Below are 23,576 nucleotides of genomic sequence, written 5' to 3'. Positions count from 1 at the left end.
AATAATTCAAGTGAATTTGTTTGAAAGAAGAACTTTAAAAGCTTTATTTTCACCCGATAAAATACCCATAAAACAAGAGGAAGCTCAAATGAGCTTCCTCTTGTGAAAAATTGTGGGACAGCAGTGGGCCGTGGCCTGCTTTTTTGTATTTAATAGTTTGAAAAGTTCTTATATGGCATACCTATATCAGGCGCAATAAAAAAGGCAAAGTAAAAACTTTGCCTTTTGCACTTGAGATCAGAAGATCTTAGTGGTGGTGACCGCCTGCACCGTGTACGTGACCGTGTTCAAGTTCTTCAGCAGAAGCCTCACGGATTTCAACGATTTCAACTTCGAAAGTTAAATCTTGACCAGCAAGTGGAAAGTTCGCATCAACAACAACGTTGTCGCCTTCAACCGCTTTAACTGTCACGATTTGTACGCCGTCATCAGTTTGAGCTTGGAATTGCATACCTGGTTGGATGTTATCCACGCCTTGGAACATTTGAGCAGGAACTTCTTGAACGAGATCAGGGTTGTATTCGCCATAACCTTCGGCAGCAGGTACAGTTACAGTGAATTTTTCACCAACTGTTTTGCCTAAAAGAGCTTTTTCAAGACCTGGAATGATGTTACCAGCGCCGTGCAAATATGCTAGTGGCTCACCTTGAGATTGGTCGAGAGTTTCACCCTCTGCATTAGTCAATGTGTAGTGGAAAGAAACCACAGAGTTATTTGCAATAGCAGTCATGTTATTGATCCATTCAATTTTTTAAGGGTTACATCATAAAGTGAAATTGCACTTTTGTAGACTAAATTTATCAAAAAATGCAATTTTTAAATGTTTATGATGATTTTTTCATTAATCGGGGCAAATCTGTAAATTTCAATGCAATTTAATTTTAGGCGCAATTTTTCGTGTAACAAAATCTTTAGCCGTTAATAGTCCTGCATGTGCGTAGCCGTAAATTGTGGCTTGATGCATTCGATAAAGTGAAACGTACATTGATTTGGCAACAAAGCCTTGAACATTGACCTGACCTAAAAGTTCACCAACCGCTTTATGCTTGCTTAATGAGACTAGGGAGCCTTTGTCTGAAAATACGAACATTGGGAGTTGTTGACCACGGATACGCGCCTTTAAACAATCCACGAGAAATGACGCTTGTTGGCTGGCCACTTGAGCGCGTGGGCCGAGGACAGGCTCATCTGCACGCGGTTGGCAATGTGCACAATCACCAAAGGCGAAAATATCTGGGTGTGCCTTAGTTTGTAGTGTTGCATATACACTTAAACGCCCCATGCGGTCTTTTTCAAAGCCTTCAAGTTTAGAAATTACTTCTGGTGTTTTAATGCCTGCCGCCCAAACTTTTAGTTCGGCTTTAATTTTGCTTCCATCATTAAAATAAACATGTTCAGCATCGACTTTTTCCACACGTTTAGAGGTTAAGACCTCAATTTTCATGCGTTGTAATTGCTGCTGTGCATGCTCGGCCATTTTTTCAGGGAGTGCAGGCAGAATCCGATCAGCACCTTCAATCAAATTGATCTGTACGCTTTGAGGATGAATTTTATTTAAACCATATTTATAAAAATTATGTTTGGCTTCAACTAATTCTGCTGAAAGTTCAACCCCCGTAGCACCTGCGCCAATTATGGCAATTTTCAACTCACGTGCTGTATTGCTATTTTGGGCATCCAAATATAACTGTAAGAGATCTTGTTGGAAGATTTCAGCTTGTTGCAGGCTGTCCAAATAGTGGCAATGTTCATACACGCCCGGCGTGTTGAAATCGTTGGAAACTGAGCCTAAAGCAAGAACAAGGGTGTCATAACTCAGTTGCAGTTGTTCTTGAGTGGATTCATATTTACCTTGTTGGACTTTGCTGAGCTGAATGGTTTTTTCAGCAGGCTGAACATTTTCAAACTTAGCCAAGACAAATTCATAATGATGCTTCGCAGCATGTGCATAGTAGTTAATTTCTTCTTCACTAACCGACATCGTCCCTGCGGCAATTTCATGTAAAAGGGGTTTCCAGACATGCATGAGTTTCATATCTACGAGGGTAATGCGCGCTTTCTTTTTTTTACCGAGTAAATCACCGAGTTGGGTGACCAGTTCTAAACCACCGGCACCACCACCGACAATGACAATATGGTGTAACTTGGAGTCATCAGCGTTATTCATTGAATTACCTATTTTATTATTGTTGAAAAAAAGAAGATGGCACGAGTATGCCATCTTCTTTTTTGCACGAATAACGAATTGTCTTACAAGTTACATAATCACATCATTGACCTAAAGGGTAGGTTTTAACTTCTGCTGAATCCGTATTAAAGATGCTAAAAAGACCTTTGATCCACATCATGAAACGCTCAAAAATATTGGCTTCTTCAATTTGCACGTCATCTTCAATATCAAAGGTATTAATCAATTGGTTATTTTGATAAACCGTAACGGTGGCTAATTTCATCACTTCAGCCAAAGGCGCAGTGAGTTCTTTTTCATTTACTTCAACACTCAGTTTAGTCTGTGTTTCATGAAGTGGTTCAATGGCTTGAATTTGGCCATTGCCTGTATTTAAAAGAATACGTTGCTGTGTAGGGTCAAAAGCTTTTAAATCGATGGCATAAGCTTGATCATAAAGTGAAGTAGTAATCAGCTTAGGTTGTTGAGTTTCTACCTTAAACATTTTCAAGGTTGATTTAACCACAGGTAATTCTGCAATTAATTGCTTATCTTTGATTGCAACTTCATTACGTGTATAGGTATAAGCCAAGTTCATGAGGTTGTGTGCTACTTCTGCACGTTTTAATCCACTTTTTGCCCCTAATACTACAACAATCAAACGACGTTCTGGCGCGTCAGGATTCGCGATCAAACGGTTGGCTGTTAAAGCTAAGTTATAACCTGCAGCTTTAGTAAAACCTGTTTTTAAGCCATCAACGGTGGGATCTTGTTTTAATAAGATATTGGTTGCACGGTGGAAGCGTTGGTTATAACTAAAACTTTGTTGTTTTGAATAATACAAATAGTCAGGTGTGTCAGTCACCAGTGCTTGCCCTAAACGTGCAAGGTCAGCCGCCGATGAATAATGTTCTGGCATGGTAATACCGGCTGGATTTTGAAAATTGGTGTCATTCATGCCCAAAGCTTTAGCTTCTTTGTTCATGCGTTCAATAAATTTTGGAATATCACCAGAAATGCGTTCAGCTAAAGTCACTGCGGCATCATTGGCTGACATGACCACAAGACCTGCTAAAAGCTGATCAACTGAAATTTGTTCACCTGCTTTGAGATACATTTGTGATTCATCCCATTGAACCACTTGTACGACTGGGGTTGCGGTTAAGATTTCATTTTTCTTTAAATGACCTGCTTTAATTTCCTTTAAAGCAATATAAGCCACCATCATTTTGGTAAGTGAAGCAGGGGCACGCTGAACATGGCTATTATGTTCTGCAATCACCTGACCCGACTGAGGGTCTAAAATGGTCCAAGCTTCAGCTTCAACGGTTTCAGGGACAATATTTAAAAGGGCAGCATTTGCTATCGTGGAGCATAGAAAACTAAGCAGCGCGATGAGGTAAATCATGTGTTTCAATGAGGTTCCTTAACCAACCATTCCGTTGGTGGTAAAACGAAAAAATTTTTAGGCATGCTATGCCTTTTTTTTTCTGCTGACTAGTCATTATTGTAGACAATTGCGACAGTTCCGCATTCAGTTGTAAAAAATGTTAATCTAATTGATAAGTTATCTTTTATTTATTTTATATCGCCCATTATGTTGCATTATCAAATCGAATTTGACGATTATCGTCAGCATCTAGTCCATGTCACTGCACGTTTCTTGGCAAATCCTACACAGGTGCTTTCGTTGCCTACTTGGATTCCCGGAAGTTACTTAATCCGTGAATTTTCGAAGCATATCGAAGCCGTTCGAGCATATGATGAAGATGGGCGTTTGTTACAAATTGAGAAATTTGAAAAAAATAAATGGCGTTTATTCAATACAGATCATGAGTTGATCACGGTTGAATATGATGTATATGCCTTCGATTTATCGGTCCGTGGTGCTTATGTCGATCAAAGCCGTTTATATGTCAATCCAGCTTGCGCATGTTTAGGTTTAGTTGACCAAGAAGATACAGCCATTGAGGTTGAAGTTTTCTTGCCACCCGAGTTAAAGCATTTCCAACTTGCGACTGGATTAAAGTCAAAAAGTTTAGTGAAAGGTCGTTATACCTTATATGCAGATAACTATGCTCAGTTAATTGATGCACCGTTTGAACTGGCGGAACAAACCCGTTTTAGTTTTGAAGCCAACGGCATTCCGCATGAGTTTGTGGTGTCGGGCAAACATGCTATGAACGCGCAGCGTATGCAGCAAGACATCGAAAAAATTTGTTCGACTGAAATTTCAATGTTTGGTTCGGCGCCATTTAAAGACTATACCTTTATGACCATGGCAACGGCCAATAGCTATGGTGGTTTAGAGCATCCAAACAGTACGAGTTTAATTAGCCCACGTGATGATTTGCCAAAAGCCAATGAACCTGTAGAACCATCGGCAGATTATCAACGTTTCTTAGGGTTATGCAGCCATGAATATTTCCACTCATGGTTGGTAAAATTTATCCGTCCAGAAAACTTTGTGAATTATGACCTCAACAAAGAAGGCTATACCTCTTTGCTTTGGATTTTTGAAGGTTTTACATCGTATTATGATGATTTGATCTTGCTGCGTAGCGGTGTGATCAATCAGGATTCTTATATCAAGCTTTTAAAAGCACAAATAGATCGCTATTTGCAAAATCCGGGTCGTGAGATTCAAACTGTGGCTGAATCAAGCTTTGATGCATGGGTGAAATTCTACCGTCAGGATGAAAACTCAAATAACGCAGGTACAAGTTACTACAACAAAGGTTGCCTCGTTGCATTGTGTTTAGATCTAGGCTTACGCCTGCGCGGTTCTAGCCTTGATGCCTTAATGCGTAAGCTATATGAAAATGCGCAAAATGGCATTCAAGTCAATGAACGGACTATTTTCAATTTATGTAATGAATTAACAGGTGATGATTGGTTAGAACAAATCAATCACTTGATTAATACTACAGATGAATTGCCGTTAGATCAGTTGTTCCCTGAGTTTGGCTTAAGCTATACACTCAAAAATGACAAATCATTGCCATTTGGTTTAAAACTGGCTGATAAGCCTGAAGGTGTGTTGGTTCAGTCTGCTCGCCGTGACGGTGCGGCGGCAAAAACTGGCTTGTCTGCAAATGATGTGATTATTGCAATTGATGGTCTAAAAGCGACAGTTAAATTGGCAGAAAAATATGCCAAGCAAGATGGAACTTATACCGTACTGGCATTCCGCCGTGATGAGTTGATGAGCTTTGAAGTAGAAGCGGCAGGTTCAGAATTGACGGAAGTTGAACTTAAAGTTGAAGATCAGGCTAAAGCTGAGAAGTGGTTAAAAGCTTAATTTGATAAGTATTTAATTTTCATGTAAAACCCATACTTAGGTATGGGTTTTTTATTAGTAAAAGATGAATCAAAAAAGTTTAAATTGGGGTATTGCTATTACAGGCATTTGGTTGACTGTAATTATTATTGTTTGGTTTTTTGGAGGTTTAGAATCTCCATCATCTTTAAATGAATTAGGAGATGCTCTTGCAGGCATTTTTGCGCCAATTGCATTCTTTTGGCTGATTATGGGTATATACAACAAGGTAAACAGTTGGATCAAAATACCAAAGCTTTGGAACAGCAAGAAAGAGCGCTTCAATTGCAAATTGATGAGATGAAGGAGAGCGTTAAACAGCAAGGGTATCTTGCTCAGCTACAGTCAGAACAATTGAGAATGAATCATAATTCATGCCAACCTTACTTAGAATTATGCACTCCAAAATTAGAAATTGTTGATATTAGAGATCTATTAACTAATAAGCCTGAAAAGTTATGCTCATTAATTTTTAGTGTTTATTCGAGAATTAATGAATCAAGAATTGTTTTATTAATGACTTTGGATGACACAATTTATCAGCGTGAAATGAAAATATTAGTTGATGAGTCTATTGAATTTAAATTAAGGCTAGATTGTTTGAATGACACTTATACTAATGATTTTTTATCAGCAAAAATCAATGATTTGGATTTTAAATTTAAGATGAGATTTCAGAATATTTACGGATTAGAAACTGAAAATATTTATTCATATAGAATATTAAGACATGAAACAGGTGAGGTTCAAGTATTAAAGCCATCACTGAGAGATTCGTTAGTAGCAAGTAAAGTTGTATAAATTATGCTTCAAAGATACATATTTATTGAAAAAAAAGCTCACTGGCGTAAGCTTTTTTTCAAACTGATTTTTAAGAAATAATATCAACGCCCATTACGACCGCGGCCACGTGGAGCTTTGGTATTCGGACGAGTTGTACCATTGGTACGGCGTTTAGGTTTTTCGCTCTCATCCATTTGCCAGATACGTTTTGTACCAGACTTTTTCACTGAGCCATCTTTATTCTTACGAACCATTGGCTTACCACCTGTACCGCCTGGTTTTTTCACATAAGAGCGTGAACGGTAAGGTTCTTCAGCAGGTACATTTTGAAAGTCAGGGTAAAGTAAAGGTTCAATTTCTTTGGTTTCACCTGGCTCTAAAGCCAATTGAACTAAATCAATTGCACCAATACGTGTACGAATTAAACGTAAAGTTGGGAAACCCACTGCTGAAGTCATACGACGAACTTGGCGGTTACGGCCTTCACAAATTTGGATTTCAACCCAAGAGGTTGGAATGTTTGCACGGAAACGTACAGGAGGATCACGTTCCCATAACCATTCTGGTTGTTGTACTTTGAGGGCTTTGGCTGGCAAAGTCATACCATCTTTCAGCTCAACGCCTTTACGTAATTGCTCAAGTGCTTCTTCTGTGATCTCACCATCGACTTGTACTAAGTAGGTTTTGAACTTTTTATTTTCAGGGTTGGTAATGTACTGATTTAAACCACCATGATCAGTTAAAAATACCAAACCTTCAGAGTCCATATCTAAACGACCTGCAATACGTAGACTAGGATCGTCCACGAAGTCAGATATGGTCATATGCGCTTCGTCTTTACGGAATTGGGAGAGCACGTCATATGGCTTGTTTAAGATGACGATTTTCATAGGAAATAACTTCTATTAATTACAATAATTCAAATTGGTTAAGATTTATTCAATAGGGAAATGCAGCTATTTCCCATCTAAATCTCAAAAAAGGTAGATTTGCTTTAGAGTATTATGCGTGAAGCGCAATTAAAAGTCTTATCAAACAGCAATTATTTTTTCACTCGCTTCTCAGGGAGGATCATAAAAATGGGTTATCAGAAGATCGTCGTTCCAGTGGATGGGACAAAAATTACAGTAAATTCAGACTTATCATTCAATGTTCCCAATAATCCAATTATTCCGTTTATTGAAGGCGATGGTATAGGTGTTGATATCACGCCCGTGATGAAAACCGTGGTGAATGCCGCAGTACAAAAAGCTTATGGTGGAAAACGTGCCATAGAATGGATGGAAGTCTATTGTGGTGAAAAAGCCAATAAAATTTATGGCACCTATATGCCCGAAGAAACCTTTGAGGCTTTACGCGAATTTGTGGTTTCAATTAAAGGGCCGTTAACGACGCCTGTCGGTGGTGGCATTCGTTCGCTAAATGTTGCACTACGTCAAGAATTAGATCTCTACGTCTGTGTGCGCCCAGTACGTTGGTTTAAGGGCGTTCCTTCACCTGTTCAGCATCCTGAACGTACAGACATGGTGATCTTCCGAGAGAACTCAGAAGATATTTACGCAGGGATCGAATGGAAAGCAGATTCGCCTGAAGCCAAGAAAATGATCAAATTTCTTAAAGAGGAAATGGGTGTCACTAAGATTCGCTTTGAGGAAAATTGCGGTATCGGGATTAAGCCTGTATCTAAAGAAGGTTCTCAGCGTTTGGTACGTAAAGCTATTCAATTCGCCATTGATAATGATAAGCCGAATGTCACTTTGGTGCACAAAGGTAATATCATGAAATATACCGAAGGGGCGTTTAAAGAGTGGGGTTATGAAGTCGCACTTGAGCGCTTTGGTGGTGAATTGCTAGATGGTGGTCCTTGGGTCAAAATAAAAAATCCAAAAACGGGCAAAGAAATCGTGATTAAAGATGCGATCGCGGACGCTTTTTTACAGCAGATTCTCATGCGTCCGACCGATTATTCAGTCATTGCTACCCTAAATTTAAACGGTGACTATATTTCAGATGCTTTGGCGGCTGAAGTTGGCGGCATTGGTATTGCACCGGGTGCCAATATTGGTGGCGCGGTACAAGTTTATGAAGCGACACATGGCACTGCACCTAAATATGCGGGTCAAGACAAAGTAAACCCTGGGTCTATTATTCTGTCTGCAGAAATGATGCTGCGAAATATGGGCTGGACTGAAGCGGCAGATCTAATTATTAAAGGGATCGCAGGTGCCATTGAAGCCAAAACGGTGACCTATGATTTTGAACGACTCATGCAAGGTGCAAAACTATTACGTTGTTCGGAGTTTGGACAAGCCATCATTGAGCATATGGACTGAGTTTATTTGCCAATCTAAGTGTAAAAAATGCTAGGTGAAAAAAGGACTGAATGATTCAGTCCTTTTTTATGGGAATTAATTAAACACACAGAAAAAGGGTTACTCAAGGCCATTTAAAAATACGAGATAAAAAGATGACTTCACGCAATCAATCAGATGGTTTGGCATGCTTGTCATGTTACCAAAAGTTTAAAACCACACTATTCGAGTGAACTTAGGTAATGCAGAAAATAGAGGGGGATTGATTTCAAATTAATTATTCTCCAGAAATTTTACAATGACGTAATTCGAAACATTTATCGGCTTGGTTCCTTGAAAATTAGCGGTACATTGGTTGTTGTCCTTTAGTAGAAGTACACCTAGCAGCAGTACATTGCGATATTTGTGATGAAAAAGGAGAAATGAAATGTCTCGTAAACAGCATCAACAAAACCAACAATCTGATCAACAACAGCAGCAAAATGATCAGCAACAGCAACAGCAACAGCAACAGCAACAAGACCAGAAGAAACAGAAACAACAGCCACATCAACGAAATCAGCGTCAACAACATCATTAATAGGCTAAAGACTTTGTGGGTCAAAGTTCATTTGGTCAAACGATTTTCTAATTGATCGAAATTTAAGTTTTATACGTAGACGAGAAGGAGATGAATTTGTCTAAGAAAACCAAATCACTTAAAAAGGAAATTAAAGCGAGGTTGAACAAAATTTCAAAGCATAATTCTGCTCTGAAAAAATTAAAGAAAAAGCTGAAAAAAGCTTAGCCCATTCACTCTTTATCAAAATGAAAAGACCTATTTATATAGGTCTTTTCTTTGTATGCATGACTTTTGTATGTGTGAATGATGATGCAGTTGAATGTCTTGTGATCGACCTAGACGGTATTTTTGCTCAATTTTGCTGTGCGAGTAAACCAAAAGAGTTGTAGTGTTCCAATGCAGAGTACGCATGCGGCTAAAATAAATTGCTGTGAATAATCAATACCAATTCGCTGTAAAAAGCTAAAGCTTAAACCACCGATCAATTGAATAGATGCAAAGCACAGGGTTGCAATACTCCAGAGCTTTTTATAGGCGCTACCATAGATTTGCAAAATGGTATAAGAGGTGAGAAAAACCACTGCCGGATTGAGCAAACCTGTAGCAAAAGAAGATAAAAAAGTAAAAAGTGGATGGATATTAATAATCGCTATAAAAATCGCCAAGACATAACAGCTATACAATATTTTAAGAGCGCTAATATTTCCCAGTTTTTGTGCTAGGCAGTAAGCAGCAAAGGCTCCTAAAGCACTTCCTAGACCATATAAAATCCAATTGAAATTGATCCCGATCGAGCTGAGGTGTAGGGTATGAGTTAAATAGTCAATCCAAAATAATGAATGGGGCACGTAAGCAAATGCACTGGTGCTATACACGATTAAGAGACAATAGAATATCCCATCAACTTTATGTTCTGCAGCTGAAATCGTGGTGAATGTTGTGAGCTGTGATTTAAAACCTTTTAAAAGCACGCTGAGTAACATACAAATCAGGCTTGAAAAAGAAAATAAAATCAACCAAGCCCACTTTGTCGGCATTTGTTGGATGTAAGGCAAAAATAGCGTTGCCATTAAGACCCCCAAGCCAATACCACTGAAACCAATAAAGTTGATTTTAAAGCGGTCTTGAAGCTGTGAACATTGGGCCACAACACTTGGGGAGAGGATCATTAGTAAGCCGCCGCTGATCCCTGAAATAACGCGCCAAGTGCTATACCAAAGTTCTGAAAAACCTGAAAATGCACAACTGAGTAAACTGAGTGTCCCTGCAATAGCTGCGAGTTGGATATAATTCACCATGCTTTTATTTTGGGGTACTTTCATGGCCCAAAATGCACCGATCAAGTAGCCGAGCAAATTGGCACTGCCTAAGATGCTGGCAAAACTTGGGCTCCAACCAAATGCTTCACGGGTTGAAGGGAGGAGTGCGGTATAGGAAAAACGTAATATCCCGATGCCTAGGCACATGCTTAGACAGAGAAATAGGCTCAGTTTAATTTTGTTAGAGAACATCCTGTACTCATGTATTTTTATGATTGGTTAAAAAATAACATGAATAGGCTATAGAAAAATCAACAGATCTTAAAGTTTTGACTAAGGTCTAAGCTAAAAATTAATTCTTAAAAATTTAACTATTCAAAAAGATAGCTGTGGTGTGAGTACAGTATAGAAATCAAATTTAAGGATACAGTAATAAAAAAACCGTACAGCACGTACGGTTTTTTTATTTTTAAAGCACTTATGAATTAACGCATTTTCGCCAAGAAACGACCTAAACGAGTCAGTGCTTCACGTAGTTCATTTTCAGCAGGCAAGAACACCACACGGAAGTGATCAGGTGTTGGCCAGTTAAAGCCCGTACCTTGAACCAAAAGTACTTTTTCAGCACGGAGGAAATCCAACATGAATTTCTCATCGTCTTGAATTGGGTAAATTTCAGGGTCCAGTTTAGGGAAGCAGTACATAGCACCCTCTGGTTTAACACAAGACACACCCGGAATATCATTCAACATTTCCCAAGCAATGTTGCGTTGTTCATATAAACGACCGCCAGGACGGATGAGATCATTAATTGATTGATAACCACCTAGTGCTGTTTGAATCGCATATTGCGCTTGGTGGTTGGCACACAGACGCATCGACGCGAGCATGTCTAAACCTTCAATGTAGTCTAGCGCGCGTGATTTATCGCCTGTAATTGCCATCCAGCCTGAACGGTAACCTGCAATTCGATATGCTTTAGATAAGCCATTGAAAGAAATACACAGCTGATCACCTGCCAATGAAGCAACAGAAACATGCTCAATACCGTCATAAACGATCTTGTCGTAAATTTCATCAGCAAATAAAATTAAGTCGTATTTCTTCGCAAGAGCTACAATTTGCTCAAGCACATGACGTGGGTAAACCGCACCTGTTGGGTTGTTCGGGTTAATCACCACGATACCGCGGGTATTCGGGGTGATTTTACTTTCCATGTCGGCAATATCTGGATACCAGAAGTTTTCTTCATCACATTTATAGTGAATAGCTGTACCGCCAGAAAGGTTAACTGCTGCTGTCCAAAGCGGATAATCTGGCATAGGCACTAGCATTTCGTCGCCATCGTCGAGCAAGCCTTGCATTGCCATCACGATCAGTTCAGATACGCCATTACCAACATACACGTCATTCACGTGCATGTTTAAGATACCTTTTTGTTGATAATACTGACAAATCGCTTTACGCGCAGGGAAGATGCCTTTTGAGTCGGTATAACCAATTGCATTTGGCAGGTTGAGTGCCACGTCGTTAATAATTTCTTGAGGCGCTTCAAAACCAAAAGGAGCAGGGTTACCAATATTTAATTTAATAATTTTATGGCCAGCCTCTTCCATCTCATTGGCCGCTCGCAACACTGGTCCGCGAATGTCGTAGCAAACATGCTCGAGCTTAGACGATTTCTTAATTTCGCGTGGTGTGTTAAACGTATTCGGCATTTTTATATTCTCGGAAAGAGTGGAGGTCACTTTTGCATAACGGTATAAATAGCTTTTAAATGTCTCGGTCGTTACTAAATCGAGATGATGTTCATCTCTGAGTAAAGCAACTATTTTTTCATGCGTAAACCCTGCCTGTTGATATTGTTTGATCACGGGCAGCAGATTTTTAAAAATTACGCTCTTTTTCTGCGACATTTTTTAATCCTGAGCAAGAGTAGCGCTAAGATTATCACTAAAGTTGCTCACAAAAAAGCATTTAATTTGGTGTTTTGCTTACCATTGATTTAGATTTGCTTACCTTTTGCTTTTTTGGTCATTATATAGATTTTGTAAATTGTTGAATAAAGACTAGAAATTTAAGAATGAATGACGTAAATATAGGATTATCCTATTTTAAATACCACGATATAAAGGGACGTCATCATGGGAAAACTCAATAAAACAGAAAGAGAATGGCAAAGAGAATTGTCACCAGAAGAGTTTCGCATAACGCGTCAGAAAGGCACGGAGCAAGCTTTCACTGGAAAATATTGGAATACTAAACAAGCTGGTACTTATGTATGCCGTTGTTGCGGGGAACCGCTTTTTTCTTCTGAAACAAAATACGATAGCGGTTGTGGTTGGCCGAGCTTTTATAAGCCGATTGAACCTGCTGCGGTGGAAGAAAATGTAGATACGACACACGGTATGGTCAGGACAGAAATTGTTTGTCATCATTGTGACGCACATTTAGGGCATGTTTTTGCTGATGGCCCACAGCCGACTGGATTACGTTATTGTATTAATTCGGCATCCTTAGAATTAGAAACAAAAGAAAAAAATGATGAGGAAACTTATCCATGACAACTATTCACCAGTTTGAAGCAGAATTACTGGACGGAAGTAATAAATCCTTTGCAGATTATGAAGGTAAGGTTTTATTAATTGTAAATACCGCCAGCAAATGTGGGTTCACTCCTCAATTTGCAGGTTTGGAGAAAATTTACGAACAGTATAAAGATCAAGGTTTTGAGGTTTTAGGTTTTCCATGCAACCAATTTGGCGGACAAGATCCGGGTTCGAATGATCAAATTGGCGCGTTTTGTCAAAAAAACTATGGCGTATCTTTCCCGATGTTTGCCAAAGTGAATGTAAAAGGCCCTGAAGCGCATGTGATTTTCCGTTACTTAACCAATAACTCGAAAGGTGTATTGGGAAATGGCATTAAGTGGAATTTTACGAAGTTTTTAATTGGGAAAAATGGTCAGGTCTTGAACCGCTATGCACCCACGACCAAGCCTGAAACCTTGAATGAAGATATTGAAAAAGCTTTGGCTCAGTCAAAATGATGTGAATCATTGGCTAAACTAAGGTTGATATAAAGGCGCGAAAGCGTCTTTATTTTTTTTTGGATGTTTTATACTGACGGCTCTTTATTTGAAGGTCATCACATTGTTTAAGCAGATGGTTAAACGTCGAATTTGTGTTTTAACGGTTTTTTTACCCGTATGTGTGGGTACAGCTTGGGCAGATAGCAATTTGAATGCTTCTGAATCTGCAGAAACTTCTGTTGATGCTATCAATCTAGACCGCACGACAGATGCTCAGGTCAATGCATTATTGCAATTGTTAAAAACACCTATAGAAGAATACCAACCTACGCGTGTTGCAGATGTAATTGATCCACATGTAAAACCGAAAATGTATGACGTTTCTTGGGTAAATGCACCGCAATATGTGCTGTCTGCGTCTGAGATGAAAACATATAAACAACCTGTCAAACTACAGCTTACAGTGATTGCTGCAACAGGCTATATTGGTGGCTCAAAACTCATTGCAAGTTCAGGCTCTAAAAACTTTGATCAAAAAGTACAAAAATCCTTATTAGTTGCGCGACTTGAACCTATTCCGATGGTTGATAAAAAACTTAGTTATACCGTTGAACATGAATTTGCTCTTCATCCACCTCAATAAGCTTATAGCAGAAGGCAAATTTTGAGTTCCATAAATGATCTGTTATTACTGGTGGATCTAATTGATAATGAAAGATATTACTTTGCAACTAACTAAAACCTTTCAGTGTCTGTTTGTCTATACGCTTTACAACAATTCGTTATGACCATACTTATTTTTCATACAGCGTTTAACAGTGAGAGAACCTCGAACATTTAAATTGAGTGCTACATTTGATTTCTAATGGTTTTCAGTGATTTCTCAATGCTTGTTTCTAAGTAATTATTGCTAGATGATTTTCTTTGAATGATGTTTAAGAAATAACTCAAATAAAAATGCCCCAAATCTGGGGCATTTTTTGTTCTAAGCAAAACGCTTTAAATCAATTAAAGTACTGCTTTTAAGCGACGAATCACTTCTTCACATTGGGCAATATCGGCAACAAGGGCTAAACGCACATGATTTTCGCCCGGATTACCTTGTGCTGTATCACGCGATAAATAACGGCCTGGAAGCACTTTAACGTGTGCTTTTTCCATGAGCATTTTGGCAAAAGTTTCATCATTATCGACTTTTAACCAGTAGTAGAACCCTGCATCAGGTTTTTGTAATGGTAGTAGGTGACCCAGTTCGCGTTGGAATAATTCAAATTTTGCACGGTACTGGACGCGGTTTTCTTCGACGTGTGCTTCGTCATCCCAAGCTGCAATTGAAGCTAACTGGTGTTGAACAGGCATCGCAGCGCCATGATAAGTACGATATTGTAAATAAGGTTTTAAAAGCGCAGCATCACCTGCAACAAAGCCAGAACGCATACCCGGTAAGTTAGAACGCTTAGACAGTGAGTGGAATACCACGCAGTTCTTATAATCATCACGGCCTATTTCAGCACAGACTTCAAGCAGACCAACAGGTGCTTCATCAAACCAAAGCTCTGAGTAGCATTCATCAGATGCAATCACAAAATTATATTGGTCAGACAGTGCAATCAGTTTTTTAAACTGTTCTTTAGAAAGTACCGCACCTGTAGGATTACCCGGTGTGCAGACAAACAGTAAAGTGGTTTTTTCCCAAACTTCAGCTGGCACAGCGTCAAAGTCGCCAAGGTAGTTATTTTCTTCTGTACAGTTAATGAAGTAAGGTTTTGCACCCGCAAGTAAAGTTGCGCCTTCATAGATTTGGTAGAACGGATTTGGCATCACCACATATGGGGCATCTTCACGTTTAATCAAAGCTTGTACAAACGAGAAGATCGCTTCACGCGTACCTGACACAGGTAGTACGTTGGTATCTGCACTGATGCTATTGAGTTTAAAGCGACGGGTTAACCAGTTTGCAATGCTCGTACGAAGCTCAGGTAAACCCTTGCTGTTTGGGTAAGTTGATAAGTGCTGAAAATTATCAATAATGGCCTGTTTCACAAACTCCGGTGCAGGATGCTTTGGTTCACCAATCGATAGTGGAATCAAAGGTAAATCTGCTGGTTTCACATCTTGAAATAGCTTATTCAGCTTTTCAAATGGATAAGGGTGCAATAATGACAAACTGGAGTTCATGGAATGGATACCGATAATTTAAGTTAATGATGACTACAAACCTGATTCGATGCTTCATCGAGTGCTGACTTTAACTGTGCAGCAAACGTTTCCGCTTCTGAATCACTCATAGGTGAGCCATCTTTTTTAGTGACATAGAAAATATCTTCAGCACGTTCACCGAGCGTTGCAATTTTCGCAGAGTGAATATCTAGACCTTGCATCATAAATAAACCACCAACTTTAGCAAGTAAGCCCGGATGGTCAAGTGTCGCAATTTCAACCATATTTTGTTGAAGTGCTTCATTGAAAGAAATACTCACGGTATTTTCAATATCAAAATGACGCAGTTGACGTGGGATACGACGTTGCATCAGGCCTGGATACTTGTCAGATTGGCTCAAGGCTTGTTTGAGTGCTTCAATAACAGTTTGCTCACGTTCAGGATCTGTTAATAAAGTGCCAAAACGGTCAAGTACAACATAAGTGTCCAAACTAAATGCAGTGGATGCAGTGATAATTCGAGCATCCTGAACATCTAGATTCATTCTGTCCAAAATAGCCACTGTGGTCGCAAACAAGTTAGGTTGATCTTGAGTGTAAATAAAGATCTGTACCGCATCTTGTGCAAATTTGCGATGTGCTCGCATCATCACCAATGGTTCTGCATTATTGCCATGTTTTAAAATGGCGCGCGTATGCCATGCGATTTCATCGGCAGATTCTTTCAGGAAATATTCATCACCGAGTTCTTGCCAAACAGTTTCTACATCGTAGAGCGAAAAATCGTTGACTAATAGTTCACTGGCCGCAAATTTAGTGTCTTCGATCAGCATTGGATAATCTACAGGACGACCCAAACCAGAACGAATCACATCACGCGCTTGTGTATACAGTTGGCGCATGAGGGATGCACGCCATGTATTCCAAAGTGTCGGATTGGTTGCGTTGATATCAGCAACTGTCAAGGTGTAGAGATAGTCGAGATGCTCCATATCGCCCATTTTCTCAGCAAATTCTTTCACCACATCTGGATCGGAAATGTCTTTTTTCTGAGAAGTAACGGACATCAATAGATGGTTTTGAATCAACCATGCGACAAGGTTGCATTCACGTTCAGTAAACCCATGGGTACGGCAGAATTTAATTGCATCTGCTGCACCAAGTTCACTGTGGTCACCGCCGCGACCCTTGGCGATATCATGGAAAATTGCCGCTAAATAAACAATGTCACGGCGCGCCAGTCGTTGGAATACGGAGCTAACGACAGGGAAGTCCTTAGCAAATTCAGGCTCTTTAAAACGGTTTAAATTACGTAGTAATAATAGGGTATGGGCATCGACAGTATAAATATGGAACAAGTCGTATTGCATGAGTCCCATGATTTGCCCAAAGGCAGGAATATAGTTGCCGAGCACACCATACCGTTTCATCGCCACCATGGTGTCATATAAACGGTAGGGTGAGCGAATGATCGCCATAAATAAGGCTTGATGTGCAGGATTGTCACGGAAGTTTTGATCAATACGTTTTGCCGCAAGAGACAATAGACGTAAAGTTCGGGCACGAATCCCTTCAATTTCTGGACGATTCGCCAAGAGGTAGAAAATTTCTAAAATAGCACTTGGATTTTCAGAAAAAATTTTATGATGCTGCACCGCCAATTTGCCATCGACTAATTTGAAGTTGGCATTGATCTCTTCAATTTTACGTTCATAGTCAGGCAAGCGCGGTGTGATGACCGATTCATTGAAATAAGCCAAGAGCATTTCATTTAACGTCGTCACTTGCTGAGCGCTACGGTAGTAACGTTTCATGAACTGTTCGATTGGATAATTCGGTGATTTGCCTTCTTCACGCTGATAGCCAAATTTAGCGGCAATGTCACGTTGATAATCAAACAGTAAGCGGTTTTCGTCGCGCTTGGTTAAGCGATGTAAATGATGGCGAATTTCCCAAAGAAAGCTTTCTGTTTCTTCAAGAACACCCAGTTCAAACTCTGAAATAAAACCTAAATGTACTAGGTCATAGATGCGATTGACACGGAAATGACGCTTAGCAATCCAACCGATTTGGTTGATATCACGGATACCACCGGGAGCATTTTTAATATCGGGTTCTAAGTTGCTTTCAGTATTGTTATGTTGAGCATAGCGTTTGGCTTGCTCTTGCATTTTTGCATCATAGAAGGTTTTATCCGTCCATGTCTGTGACACGATACGGCGTGGCCATTTGGCTAGGTGTTCATTGCCCACAATCAAACGTGCTTCGATCAGCGCTGTTGCCACGGTTAAATCATTGGTAGCTTGAGCAACACAATCATTAATGGTACGCACACTGATGCCCGGCTTGAAATTACCAACATCCCAAAGTGTTGAAATAAAGCTCGAGATGAGTTTTTCTTGTTCTGGGCTGATTTCATCTTCAGACAAAATCATGATATCGACGTCGGAGTAAGGCAGCATTTCACGGCGACCATAGCCGCCGACGGCAAACAAACCGAGATCGGTTTGGTCGAGTTCAGCATGTGTCCATAAGAACTTTAAAGCTTCATCGATCAGGTTTGATCGAGCCAAAATCACATCACGAATCGACTGTCCATTTTCAAAACATTCCTGTAGCTGATTTTCAACATCTGAGCGCCATTGGTTAATCGCCTGAATGTCGTGGTTACTTTTAATGTAATTCAGCAGAGGAAGCGTATTGATCATGAACAGTGGTCCGTTAAGGTGTTACAAACTTAGTTTTGTTGAACACTGACTTGTTGTGCAGCATGTTGAGCAAGTTCACGCGCGTGATCTGTGGTTTCAGCACGTGCTGTTGCTACGCCCATACGGCGACGTTTAAAGCCTTCTGGTTTACCAAAGAGGCGTAAATCGGTGTCTGGATTAGCCAAAGCAAGATTTAAGCCAGTAAATGATAAATTGGTATCATCCACGCCTGCATAGATGACTGCGCTCGCAGCAGTACTGTGTCGAGCAGTATTCACAGGCAGACCAAGAATGGCACGTGCATGCAGTTCGAATTCGCTTTGGAATTGCGATGCAAGAGTGACAAGGCCTGTATCGTGTGGACGAGGTGATACCTCACTAAACCATACTTTATCGCCTTTGACAAACAGTTCCACCCCAAAAATGCCACATCCACCTAATGCAATGGTTACTTTATTGGCAATACGCTTGGCTTCCTCTAAAGCAAGAGCAGTCATGAGTTGTGGCTGCCAACTTTCTACATAGTCACCAGCGTCTTGGCGGTGGCCAATCGGGTCGCAAAATGATGTTTCAATTTCACCTGTTTCTGCATTTTTTGCACGAACAGTCAGCAGGGTGATTTCAAAGTCAAAGTCAATTTGTGATTCCACAATCACTGTACCTTGATTTACACGTCCACCTGTTTGTGCATATTCCCAAGCAGCATCGACTTCATCAAAGCTTTTTACACGTGACTGTCCTTTACCCGAAGACGACATGACAGGCTTAACAAAGTTTGGATAGCCAATGTCATCGCATGCAGCACGGAACGCTTCAAGGGTATTGGCAAATCGGTAGGCTGAAGTCGGGAGTCCAAGCTCTTCGGCAGCTAGACGGCGAATCCCTTCACGGTTCATCGTCAGGTTGACAGCTTTTGCAGAAGGAATGACAGTGGCAATCTTTTGTTCTTCAATCTCGACCAAAACTTGAGTCGCAATGGCTTCAATTTCAGGGACAATCAAATGAGGCTTAACTTGAGAAATTAAGGCTTTAAGTGCCTCGGGATCTGCCATATTTAAAGTATGAGAAAAATGTGCAACTTGCATGGCAGGAGCATGGTCATAACGATCGGCAGCATGAACTTCTACACCCAAACGTTGCAATGAAATCACAACTTCTTTACCGAGTTCACCAGAACCTAACAGTAAGACTTTATACGCTGAAGACTGAAGTGGAGTACCAATAGTGACGCTCATGTAATCATCCATGCTTGATTTTATGGGAATTTAAGCATAGCAGAACTTGTTCGAGAGATAAGCGAGTGTTCACATAAATAAATGATATTGTCCAACAATTTTTTTTATATCTTTATGGGTATGCGTTCGTGTAATTATTTACCTGTGAAAATCTTTAAAAAGTGGTATTTAGTTGTTTTTATTTAAATTCACTTTAAATATACCTGCATTTTTTACAGATGCAGAGAATGGCTTAATATCCAAATTTGCACATTGAAGCGCACAAAGCTGTATAGATGTTTGGCGGAAATTGGGCCAGTACAGCAATCCGAGCAGTGGTGCGACGCATATGCATAAAATCAATATTAAGCCAATTAAAATGGCAGTGAAATAGAGTGCGTCTGCAGCTACCGATAGAAGGTGAAATGATGAATTGAGCCATGAACTGAGGCTGAAAATGCACAATAGAAAAACCAATAAGAAGCCGATCAGCTGCAGAAAATTGCTGAACAGACGAGGCATCGATATGTGTGAAAACATCAGGCGACGTGGATGTAAGTGCAGAATCTGCTGTGTGCAGTTATATAAACCCACAATCATTTTTTGTTGATTTTTCTCTATATAGATGGCGCGGATCTGATCTGTAGATTGGCAATGTACAGCGCAGAAATTAGCACTGAATAGCTGGCTTTGAATGAAGCATTCAAATATACGCTTTCGATGGGCTTTTGCAGTCCCCAACTCAATTCAGATGGTTGTCTAGAATGAATATAAATTTTGCCTTGAATACAATGGTACTTTGCCATCTATGGGGTTTCGCTAGATTTTTATGTTATGCGTTGACTATCTCATAAATATTGCTAATTAAAAGGCACAGGCTGAAGAAGCTTGTGCTTGAGGTTTTTATTTGGATTGTCGCTGACTCAGCTTTAGAGATGAAAAGGTATATAGGTATAGACTAAGCCGTAAGTCAGTGCCGCAGTCAGTGTAGCAGGGACAATTTTTTTAAACTTGAAATACAAGCCTGCAAGCACAGCAAATCCAACTAACATGGCAAAGCTTTTATTTGGAGTTTCAAGCAGCGGCGGTAAGGTTGCAACCACCAACATTGAACTAATTGCGGCAATACCAATCGAGCCCAAAGCGATTTTGAGCCATAAAGAACCACGCTGCTGTGAACCTTGCTGAAATTTCTGAATTACAAAGAATGGCCCAAACCGTGATGCAAAATTCGCAATCCCGACCAAGATCCCGACCAGGATAATTTCTAGATTCATGATGCTTCACCCATATGTTCAGGATCAGGTTTTTTTAAGACATAATGTTTGAATAAACCGGCAAAAATACCAGAAGAAATACCGATAAAAATCGCAGCAGACAAGTCGATAAAGTAGCAGGCAATCGCAGAAACAATAATTGTAACCGTGACCACAAATGTATGTTTTTTCTCAAATGCGGCAAGTAAAAAGCTTAAAAACAATGCAGGCAGCAGGAAGTCGAGTGCGGCTTGTAAAAATTGTGGAAGGTTGCTGACTTGATCGGCAAATAAACCGCCTAAAAATGAGCCTGTTGCCCATGACAGCCAACTAAATAAGCTGAGTCCTAACATCCAAGATTCTGACCATTCTTGACGACGTTGCGACAGTTTAATCATACCTGATGCAAAAACTTCGTCGGTTAAACCCCAAGCCCAAACTGCCGTTTTCTTTAAATTGAGTCGGTCTTGAATCAGGTTTTGTAAAGCAGGACCGTAGAGCAAATGGCGTATATCGAGAGCAATTACAGTAAGAGCAGTCATCCAAATAGATGTTCCACTTCCAAGTAAAGCAACGACGAGAAACTGACTGGCACCTGCATACATGGAGCATGATAAAAATAAGGCTTCCCACGCAGTGAAACCAAATTGAGTCGCAGAAACCCCAAATGCAAAAGAAACAGGAAGATAGGTAAAGATAATGGCTTGACTATCTTTAGCACCTTGCCAAAAACCCGCAGGCTGAACTGTAGGAAGTTTGTGCTCAGACACGACACACCTTTGAAAGAGTTGAACAACAGGTCAAATGATGATTGAGTATTGTACTCGAATTCACTAGCATATTGCCGAATATGTTTGCTGAAATGAGCCGGATATGCAGAGGTTAAAGATGCGTGGGATACTGATTGTTTCATTATTGAGCAGCACGGTGTTGTTGCAGGCCTGTGGTAATGATGGAGCTGAACAAGCTCAAGTCGAAATTAAAGCAGCACCTAAATTAACCAATGATGCAACGGAGTATGCTGCCAAAGCTTGGGCGTTTATCAATGAAGTCGATCCGATTGTTTATGCAAAGCAAGTCGATCAGATGGAAGAGAAAGTTCGTATTCCAGCGCGTAAATTGAGTACCGAATGGCGTATCAATGTCAAAATGACCGATTCTGTGACTGAAGGTAAATATGCACTGTGTCGTAAAGCTTTAACAAGTCTGGAAATTTGGGCACGTGAAAGTATTGATCAGAGTTCGACTGTTGCACAAAAGCAAGCAGATTATGAGCGTGATAAAAATCAATGCAAAGGTGCGATTGAAAACCCTGAACTCGGAAATACCGATCCGAAAAAAGTAGGCGTTTAACTCGATCATAGCAGTGAATTTTCACTGCTTTTTTTGGAAAGTATCAAAAAACAAGAATAAATCTATAATAGATGATTGATAATTTCTCCTAAAAGTATCGCTATTTCATATAAAAAATAAATCAGACTGCTGTCTTTGCGTTGAGCTTAGTTTCAAATTTGCATGTTTATTTTTTGAATTTAAATAGATAAAGCATTGATAATGAATTGTAAAAATATCTTTTGAGAAGAATTTATTGTTAAAAACTCCCCATTTTAGAACGCCAGTCGTCTGTCCTTCTCTTTAATTAATATCTTTAAAATATTAATAATACGAAGTATAGATAATGTGATAAAAAATTAAAATTATCAGTATTTGATAAAATATGTAAAAATAAATGCGTAAAAGATGAAGTATGTAAATTAAATTAAAGACGTTGAATAGGTGATTAAGATGAAAAAAACATTAATGATGTTATCGGTTTTGGCTGTTTTGACTACAGCAGTCAATGTACAAGCAGCGACTGAAGATAAATCAGAAGCATCAACTCAAGAAGTTGCAGCATGTACAAATGGTTTTGACAGTGTAAATGTTTGCCAATTATTGTCTTGATCAAAATTCGATAAAGCGAAGTGCTACAAATAAAAGCAAAATAACTATAAAGAATCATTCTGGTGCAATTAAATGCACTTATTTAAATCACAAATGTCAGACATCATGCACAGGAAGTGCATGAGCAATCTGATGTAACTGCGCTAGATCTAAAATTTCAATTTGTTTAAACGCAACACGAAGCACCTGCATTTTTTCCAACTGCTGAAGCTCCTGATTGACTGATTGTCTTGAGCAATTCATCAGTTGCGCAAGTTGTTCCTGTGAGATGTGTATGGTGTGTTGCTCAATTTCCAAATGATTTCCATATCCATTTAAAATAAACAGCAGACGCTGTGCGAGACGTTGACTTAAACTTTGCGTTTGTAAGGCAATGAGTTCCATAAAGGCATAGCGAAGTTTTTGACTGGTGAGCTGGGCAATATGAAACCAAAACTCAGGATGTTGTTGTAATAATTGCTGAATTGCTTGAGCCGGTAAGTGTAATAAGGTGGATTTTTTGATACAGATGGCATCGTGAGAGCGTGGTAATTGGTCAACCAAGGATATTTCGCCAAACCACATAATTGGCTCAGCAATGGCGGCAATAGCTTCTTTGCCATGAATATCAATATAGCCTAAGCGAACTGCGCCATCTAAGACTGCATACATACCATTAAAACGCTGTCCTGATAAAAAAACACGTGCGTATTTTTCGAAAGTTAAAGTCAGGGCATGGCGGCAGATAAAGTCTTGGAAGGAAAGATTTAAGCCTGAATACCACACATTTTTATTGAGTTGATGCACATATTGAGCGTCCAGCACAGCATATCCTTATTTTATGGTCCAACTTGTCTATTAGATGACAACTTTATTGATGCA

The 23,576-nt window shown here is 39.7% G+C and carries 21 protein-coding genes; 9 read left to right on the top strand and 12 right to left on the bottom strand.

The window, feature by feature from the left end:
* Positions 1–247: 247 nt before the first annotated feature.
* The 3 genes from FTU83_RS11890 to FTU83_RS11880 all read right to left on the bottom strand — a co-directional run bounded on the left by FTU83_RS11890 (position 248) and on the right by FTU83_RS11880 (position 3,584).
* On the bottom strand, positions 248–730 hold the full coding sequence (locus FTU83_RS11890; RefSeq protein ID WP_078194383.1) for a peptidylprolyl isomerase: 483 nt from the start codon (positions 728–730) through the stop codon (positions 248–250).
* A gap of 135 nt (positions 731–865) precedes the next feature.
* Complete coding sequence (locus tag FTU83_RS11885) at positions 866–2,167, bottom strand: NAD(P)/FAD-dependent oxidoreductase (protein ID WP_180106647.1); 1,302 nt, start codon at positions 2,165–2,167, stop codon at positions 866–868.
* Between the two features lie 103 nt (positions 2,168–2,270).
* Positions 2,271–3,584, bottom strand: a complete 1,314-nt coding sequence (locus FTU83_RS11880) for a D-alanyl-D-alanine carboxypeptidase PBP6B (RefSeq protein ID WP_306669656.1) — start codon at positions 3,582–3,584, stop codon at positions 2,271–2,273.
* A 180-nt stretch (positions 3,585–3,764) separates the two neighbouring features.
* On the opposite strand from FTU83_RS11880, the gene FTU83_RS11875 reads away from it, so the two are divergent.
* Together FTU83_RS11875 and FTU83_RS17705 are read left to right on the top strand one after the other, a co-directional pair.
* Entirely contained in the window at positions 3,765–5,468 is a 1,704-nt protein-coding gene (locus FTU83_RS11875) for a M61 family metallopeptidase (RefSeq protein ID WP_180106651.1), read from the top strand.
* 255 nt (positions 5,469–5,723) lie between these two features.
* The gene (locus tag FTU83_RS17705; RefSeq protein ID WP_257223497.1) at positions 5,724–6,287 is read left to right on the top strand and encodes a hypothetical protein; all 564 of its coding nucleotides are present in this window, start codon (positions 5,724–5,726) and stop codon (positions 6,285–6,287) included.
* An 83-nt stretch (positions 6,288–6,370) separates the two neighbouring features.
* Here the strand turns inward: FTU83_RS17705 and FTU83_RS11865 are convergent, their stop codons facing one another.
* On the bottom strand, positions 6,371–7,159 hold the full coding sequence (locus FTU83_RS11865; protein ID WP_180106653.1) for an rRNA large subunit pseudouridine synthase E: 789 nt from the start codon (positions 7,157–7,159) through the stop codon (positions 6,371–6,373).
* Between the two features lie 189 nt (positions 7,160–7,348).
* On the opposite strand from FTU83_RS11865, the gene icd reads away from it, so the two are divergent.
* A complete protein-coding gene (icd, locus tag FTU83_RS11860; RefSeq protein ID WP_180004095.1) occupies positions 7,349–8,602 on the top strand; it encodes an NADP-dependent isocitrate dehydrogenase in 1,254 nt (417 codons plus the stop codon).
* 406 nt (positions 8,603–9,008) lie between these two features.
* On the top strand, positions 9,009–9,161 hold the full coding sequence (locus FTU83_RS11855) for a hypothetical protein (protein WP_180106655.1): 153 nt from the start codon (positions 9,009–9,011) through the stop codon (positions 9,159–9,161).
* 317 nt (positions 9,162–9,478) lie between these two features.
* Here FTU83_RS11855 and FTU83_RS11850 read toward each other — a convergent pair whose 3' ends face one another.
* On the bottom strand, positions 9,479–10,654 hold the full coding sequence (locus tag FTU83_RS11850; protein WP_180106657.1) for a YbfB/YjiJ family MFS transporter: 1,176 nt from the start codon (positions 10,652–10,654) through the stop codon (positions 9,479–9,481).
* A 233-nt stretch (positions 10,655–10,887) separates the two neighbouring features.
* Positions 10,888–12,318, bottom strand: coding sequence for a pyridoxal phosphate-dependent aminotransferase (locus tag FTU83_RS11845; RefSeq protein ID WP_078189059.1), 1,431 nt, complete (start codon positions 12,316–12,318; stop codon positions 10,888–10,890).
* Positions 12,319–12,546: 228 nt separating this feature from the next.
* On the opposite strand from FTU83_RS11845, the gene msrB reads away from it, so the two are divergent.
* The 3 genes from msrB to FTU83_RS11830 all read left to right on the top strand — a co-directional run bounded on the left by msrB (position 12,547) and on the right by FTU83_RS11830 (position 14,076).
* Positions 12,547–12,966, top strand: coding sequence for a peptide-methionine (R)-S-oxide reductase MsrB (gene msrB, locus FTU83_RS11840; protein WP_078189058.1), 420 nt, complete (start codon positions 12,547–12,549; stop codon positions 12,964–12,966).
* Complete coding sequence (locus FTU83_RS11835) at positions 12,963–13,451, top strand: glutathione peroxidase (protein ID WP_078194370.1); 489 nt, start codon at positions 12,963–12,965, stop codon at positions 13,449–13,451. The genes msrB and FTU83_RS11835 overlap by 4 nt, the downstream gene beginning before the upstream one ends.
* A 103-nt stretch (positions 13,452–13,554) precedes the next feature.
* Positions 13,555–14,076, top strand: coding sequence for an energy transducer TonB (locus tag FTU83_RS11830; RefSeq protein WP_180124331.1), 522 nt, complete (start codon positions 13,555–13,557; stop codon positions 14,074–14,076).
* A 365-nt stretch (positions 14,077–14,441) separates the two neighbouring features.
* Here FTU83_RS11830 and dapC read toward each other — a convergent pair whose 3' ends face one another.
* From dapC to FTU83_RS11805, 5 genes are all read right to left on the bottom strand, one after another.
* Positions 14,442–15,611: a succinyldiaminopimelate transaminase gene (gene dapC / locus FTU83_RS11825; RefSeq protein ID WP_180106661.1), complete on the bottom strand. Its 1,170-nt coding sequence runs from the start codon at positions 15,609–15,611 to the stop codon at positions 14,442–14,444.
* A 23-nt stretch (positions 15,612–15,634) separates the two neighbouring features.
* Positions 15,635–18,301 carry a [protein-PII] uridylyltransferase gene (gene glnD, locus FTU83_RS11820; protein ID WP_180009460.1) on the bottom strand — a complete coding sequence of 889 codons (2,667 nt, stop codon included), beginning with the start codon at positions 18,299–18,301 and terminating at the stop codon, positions 15,635–15,637.
* Positions 18,302–18,330: 29 nt separating this feature from the next.
* On the bottom strand, positions 18,331–19,536 hold the full coding sequence (gene purT, locus FTU83_RS11815; RefSeq protein ID WP_180106663.1) for a formate-dependent phosphoribosylglycinamide formyltransferase: 1,206 nt from the start codon (positions 19,534–19,536) through the stop codon (positions 18,331–18,333).
* A gap of 908 nt (positions 19,537–20,444) precedes the next feature.
* Positions 20,445–20,792, bottom strand: coding sequence for an L-valine transporter subunit YgaH (gene ygaH / locus FTU83_RS11810; protein WP_078189050.1), 348 nt, complete (start codon positions 20,790–20,792; stop codon positions 20,445–20,447).
* On the bottom strand, positions 20,789–21,541 hold the full coding sequence (locus FTU83_RS11805) for an AzlC family ABC transporter permease (protein ID WP_078194362.1): 753 nt from the start codon (positions 21,539–21,541) through the stop codon (positions 20,789–20,791). The genes ygaH and FTU83_RS11805 overlap by 4 nt, the downstream gene beginning before the upstream one ends.
* 103 nt (positions 21,542–21,644) lie before the next feature.
* On the opposite strand from FTU83_RS11805, the gene FTU83_RS11800 reads away from it, so the two are divergent.
* Together FTU83_RS11800 and FTU83_RS11795 are read left to right on the top strand one after the other, a co-directional pair.
* A complete protein-coding gene (locus tag FTU83_RS11800; RefSeq protein WP_180004110.1) occupies positions 21,645–22,124 on the top strand; it encodes a hypothetical protein in 480 nt (159 codons plus the stop codon).
* Positions 22,125–22,556: 432 nt separating this feature from the next.
* Positions 22,557–22,715 (top strand): hypothetical protein, encoded by a 159-nt coding sequence (locus FTU83_RS11795; RefSeq protein WP_180133541.1) that lies wholly within the window; start codon positions 22,557–22,559, stop codon positions 22,713–22,715.
* A 96-nt stretch (positions 22,716–22,811) separates the two neighbouring features.
* On the opposite strand, the gene FTU83_RS11790 is transcribed toward FTU83_RS11795, so the two are convergent.
* Positions 22,812–23,519 (bottom strand): Crp/Fnr family transcriptional regulator, encoded by a 708-nt coding sequence (locus tag FTU83_RS11790; protein WP_180022558.1) that lies wholly within the window; start codon positions 23,517–23,519, stop codon positions 22,812–22,814.
* Positions 23,520–23,576 lie beyond the last annotated feature (57 nt).

The sequence above is a fragment of the Acinetobacter sp. YH12152 genome, from assembly GCF_013418285.1.
Classification (GTDB): Bacteria; Pseudomonadota; Gammaproteobacteria; order Pseudomonadales; family Moraxellaceae; genus Acinetobacter; species Acinetobacter amyesii.
Note: the sequence above shows the minus strand (reverse complement) of the source record. Positions and strands in the feature narration are given on the sequence as shown.

Coding starts and splice junctions, on each gene's coding strand:
- FTU83_RS11890 (WP_078194383.1), bottom strand. CDS start 730: ATGACTGCTATTGCAAATAACTCTGTGGTTTCTTTCCACTACACATTG.
- FTU83_RS11795 (WP_180133541.1), top strand. CDS start 22,557: ATGAAAAAAACATTAATGATGTTATCGGTTTTGGCTGTTTTGACTACA.
- dapC (WP_180106661.1), bottom strand. CDS start 15,611: ATGAACTCCAGTTTGTCATTATTGCACCCTTATCCATTTGAAAAGCTG.
- FTU83_RS11800 (WP_180004110.1), top strand. CDS start 21,645: ATGCAGAGGTTAAAGATGCGTGGGATACTGATTGTTTCATTATTGAGC.
- icd (WP_180004095.1), top strand. CDS start 7,349: ATGGGTTATCAGAAGATCGTCGTTCCAGTGGATGGGACAAAAATTACA.
- FTU83_RS11885 (WP_180106647.1), bottom strand. CDS start 2,167: ATGAATAACGCTGATGACTCCAAGTTACACCATATTGTCATTGTCGGT.
- glnD (WP_180009460.1), bottom strand. CDS start 18,301: ATGATCAATACGCTTCCTCTGCTGAATTACATTAAAAGTAACCACGAC.
- purT (WP_180106663.1), bottom strand. CDS start 19,536: ATGAGCGTCACTATTGGTACTCCACTTCAGTCTTCAGCGTATAAAGTC.
- FTU83_RS11850 (WP_180106657.1), bottom strand. CDS start 10,654: ATGTTCTCTAACAAAATTAAACTGAGCCTATTTCTCTGTCTAAGCATG.
- ygaH (WP_078189050.1), bottom strand. CDS start 20,792: ATGAATCTAGAAATTATCCTGGTCGGGATCTTGGTCGGGATTGCGAAT.
- FTU83_RS11835 (WP_078194370.1), top strand. CDS start 12,963: ATGACAACTATTCACCAGTTTGAAGCAGAATTACTGGACGGAAGTAAT.
- FTU83_RS11845 (WP_078189059.1), bottom strand. CDS start 12,318: ATGTCGCAGAAAAAGAGCGTAATTTTTAAAAATCTGCTGCCCGTGATC.
- msrB (WP_078189058.1), top strand. CDS start 12,547: ATGGGAAAACTCAATAAAACAGAAAGAGAATGGCAAAGAGAATTGTCA.
- FTU83_RS11875 (WP_180106651.1), top strand. CDS start 3,765: ATGTTGCATTATCAAATCGAATTTGACGATTATCGTCAGCATCTAGTC.
- FTU83_RS11865 (WP_180106653.1), bottom strand. CDS start 7,159: ATGAAAATCGTCATCTTAAACAAGCCATATGACGTGCTCTCCCAATTC.
- FTU83_RS11855 (WP_180106655.1), top strand. CDS start 9,009: ATGTCTCGTAAACAGCATCAACAAAACCAACAATCTGATCAACAACAG.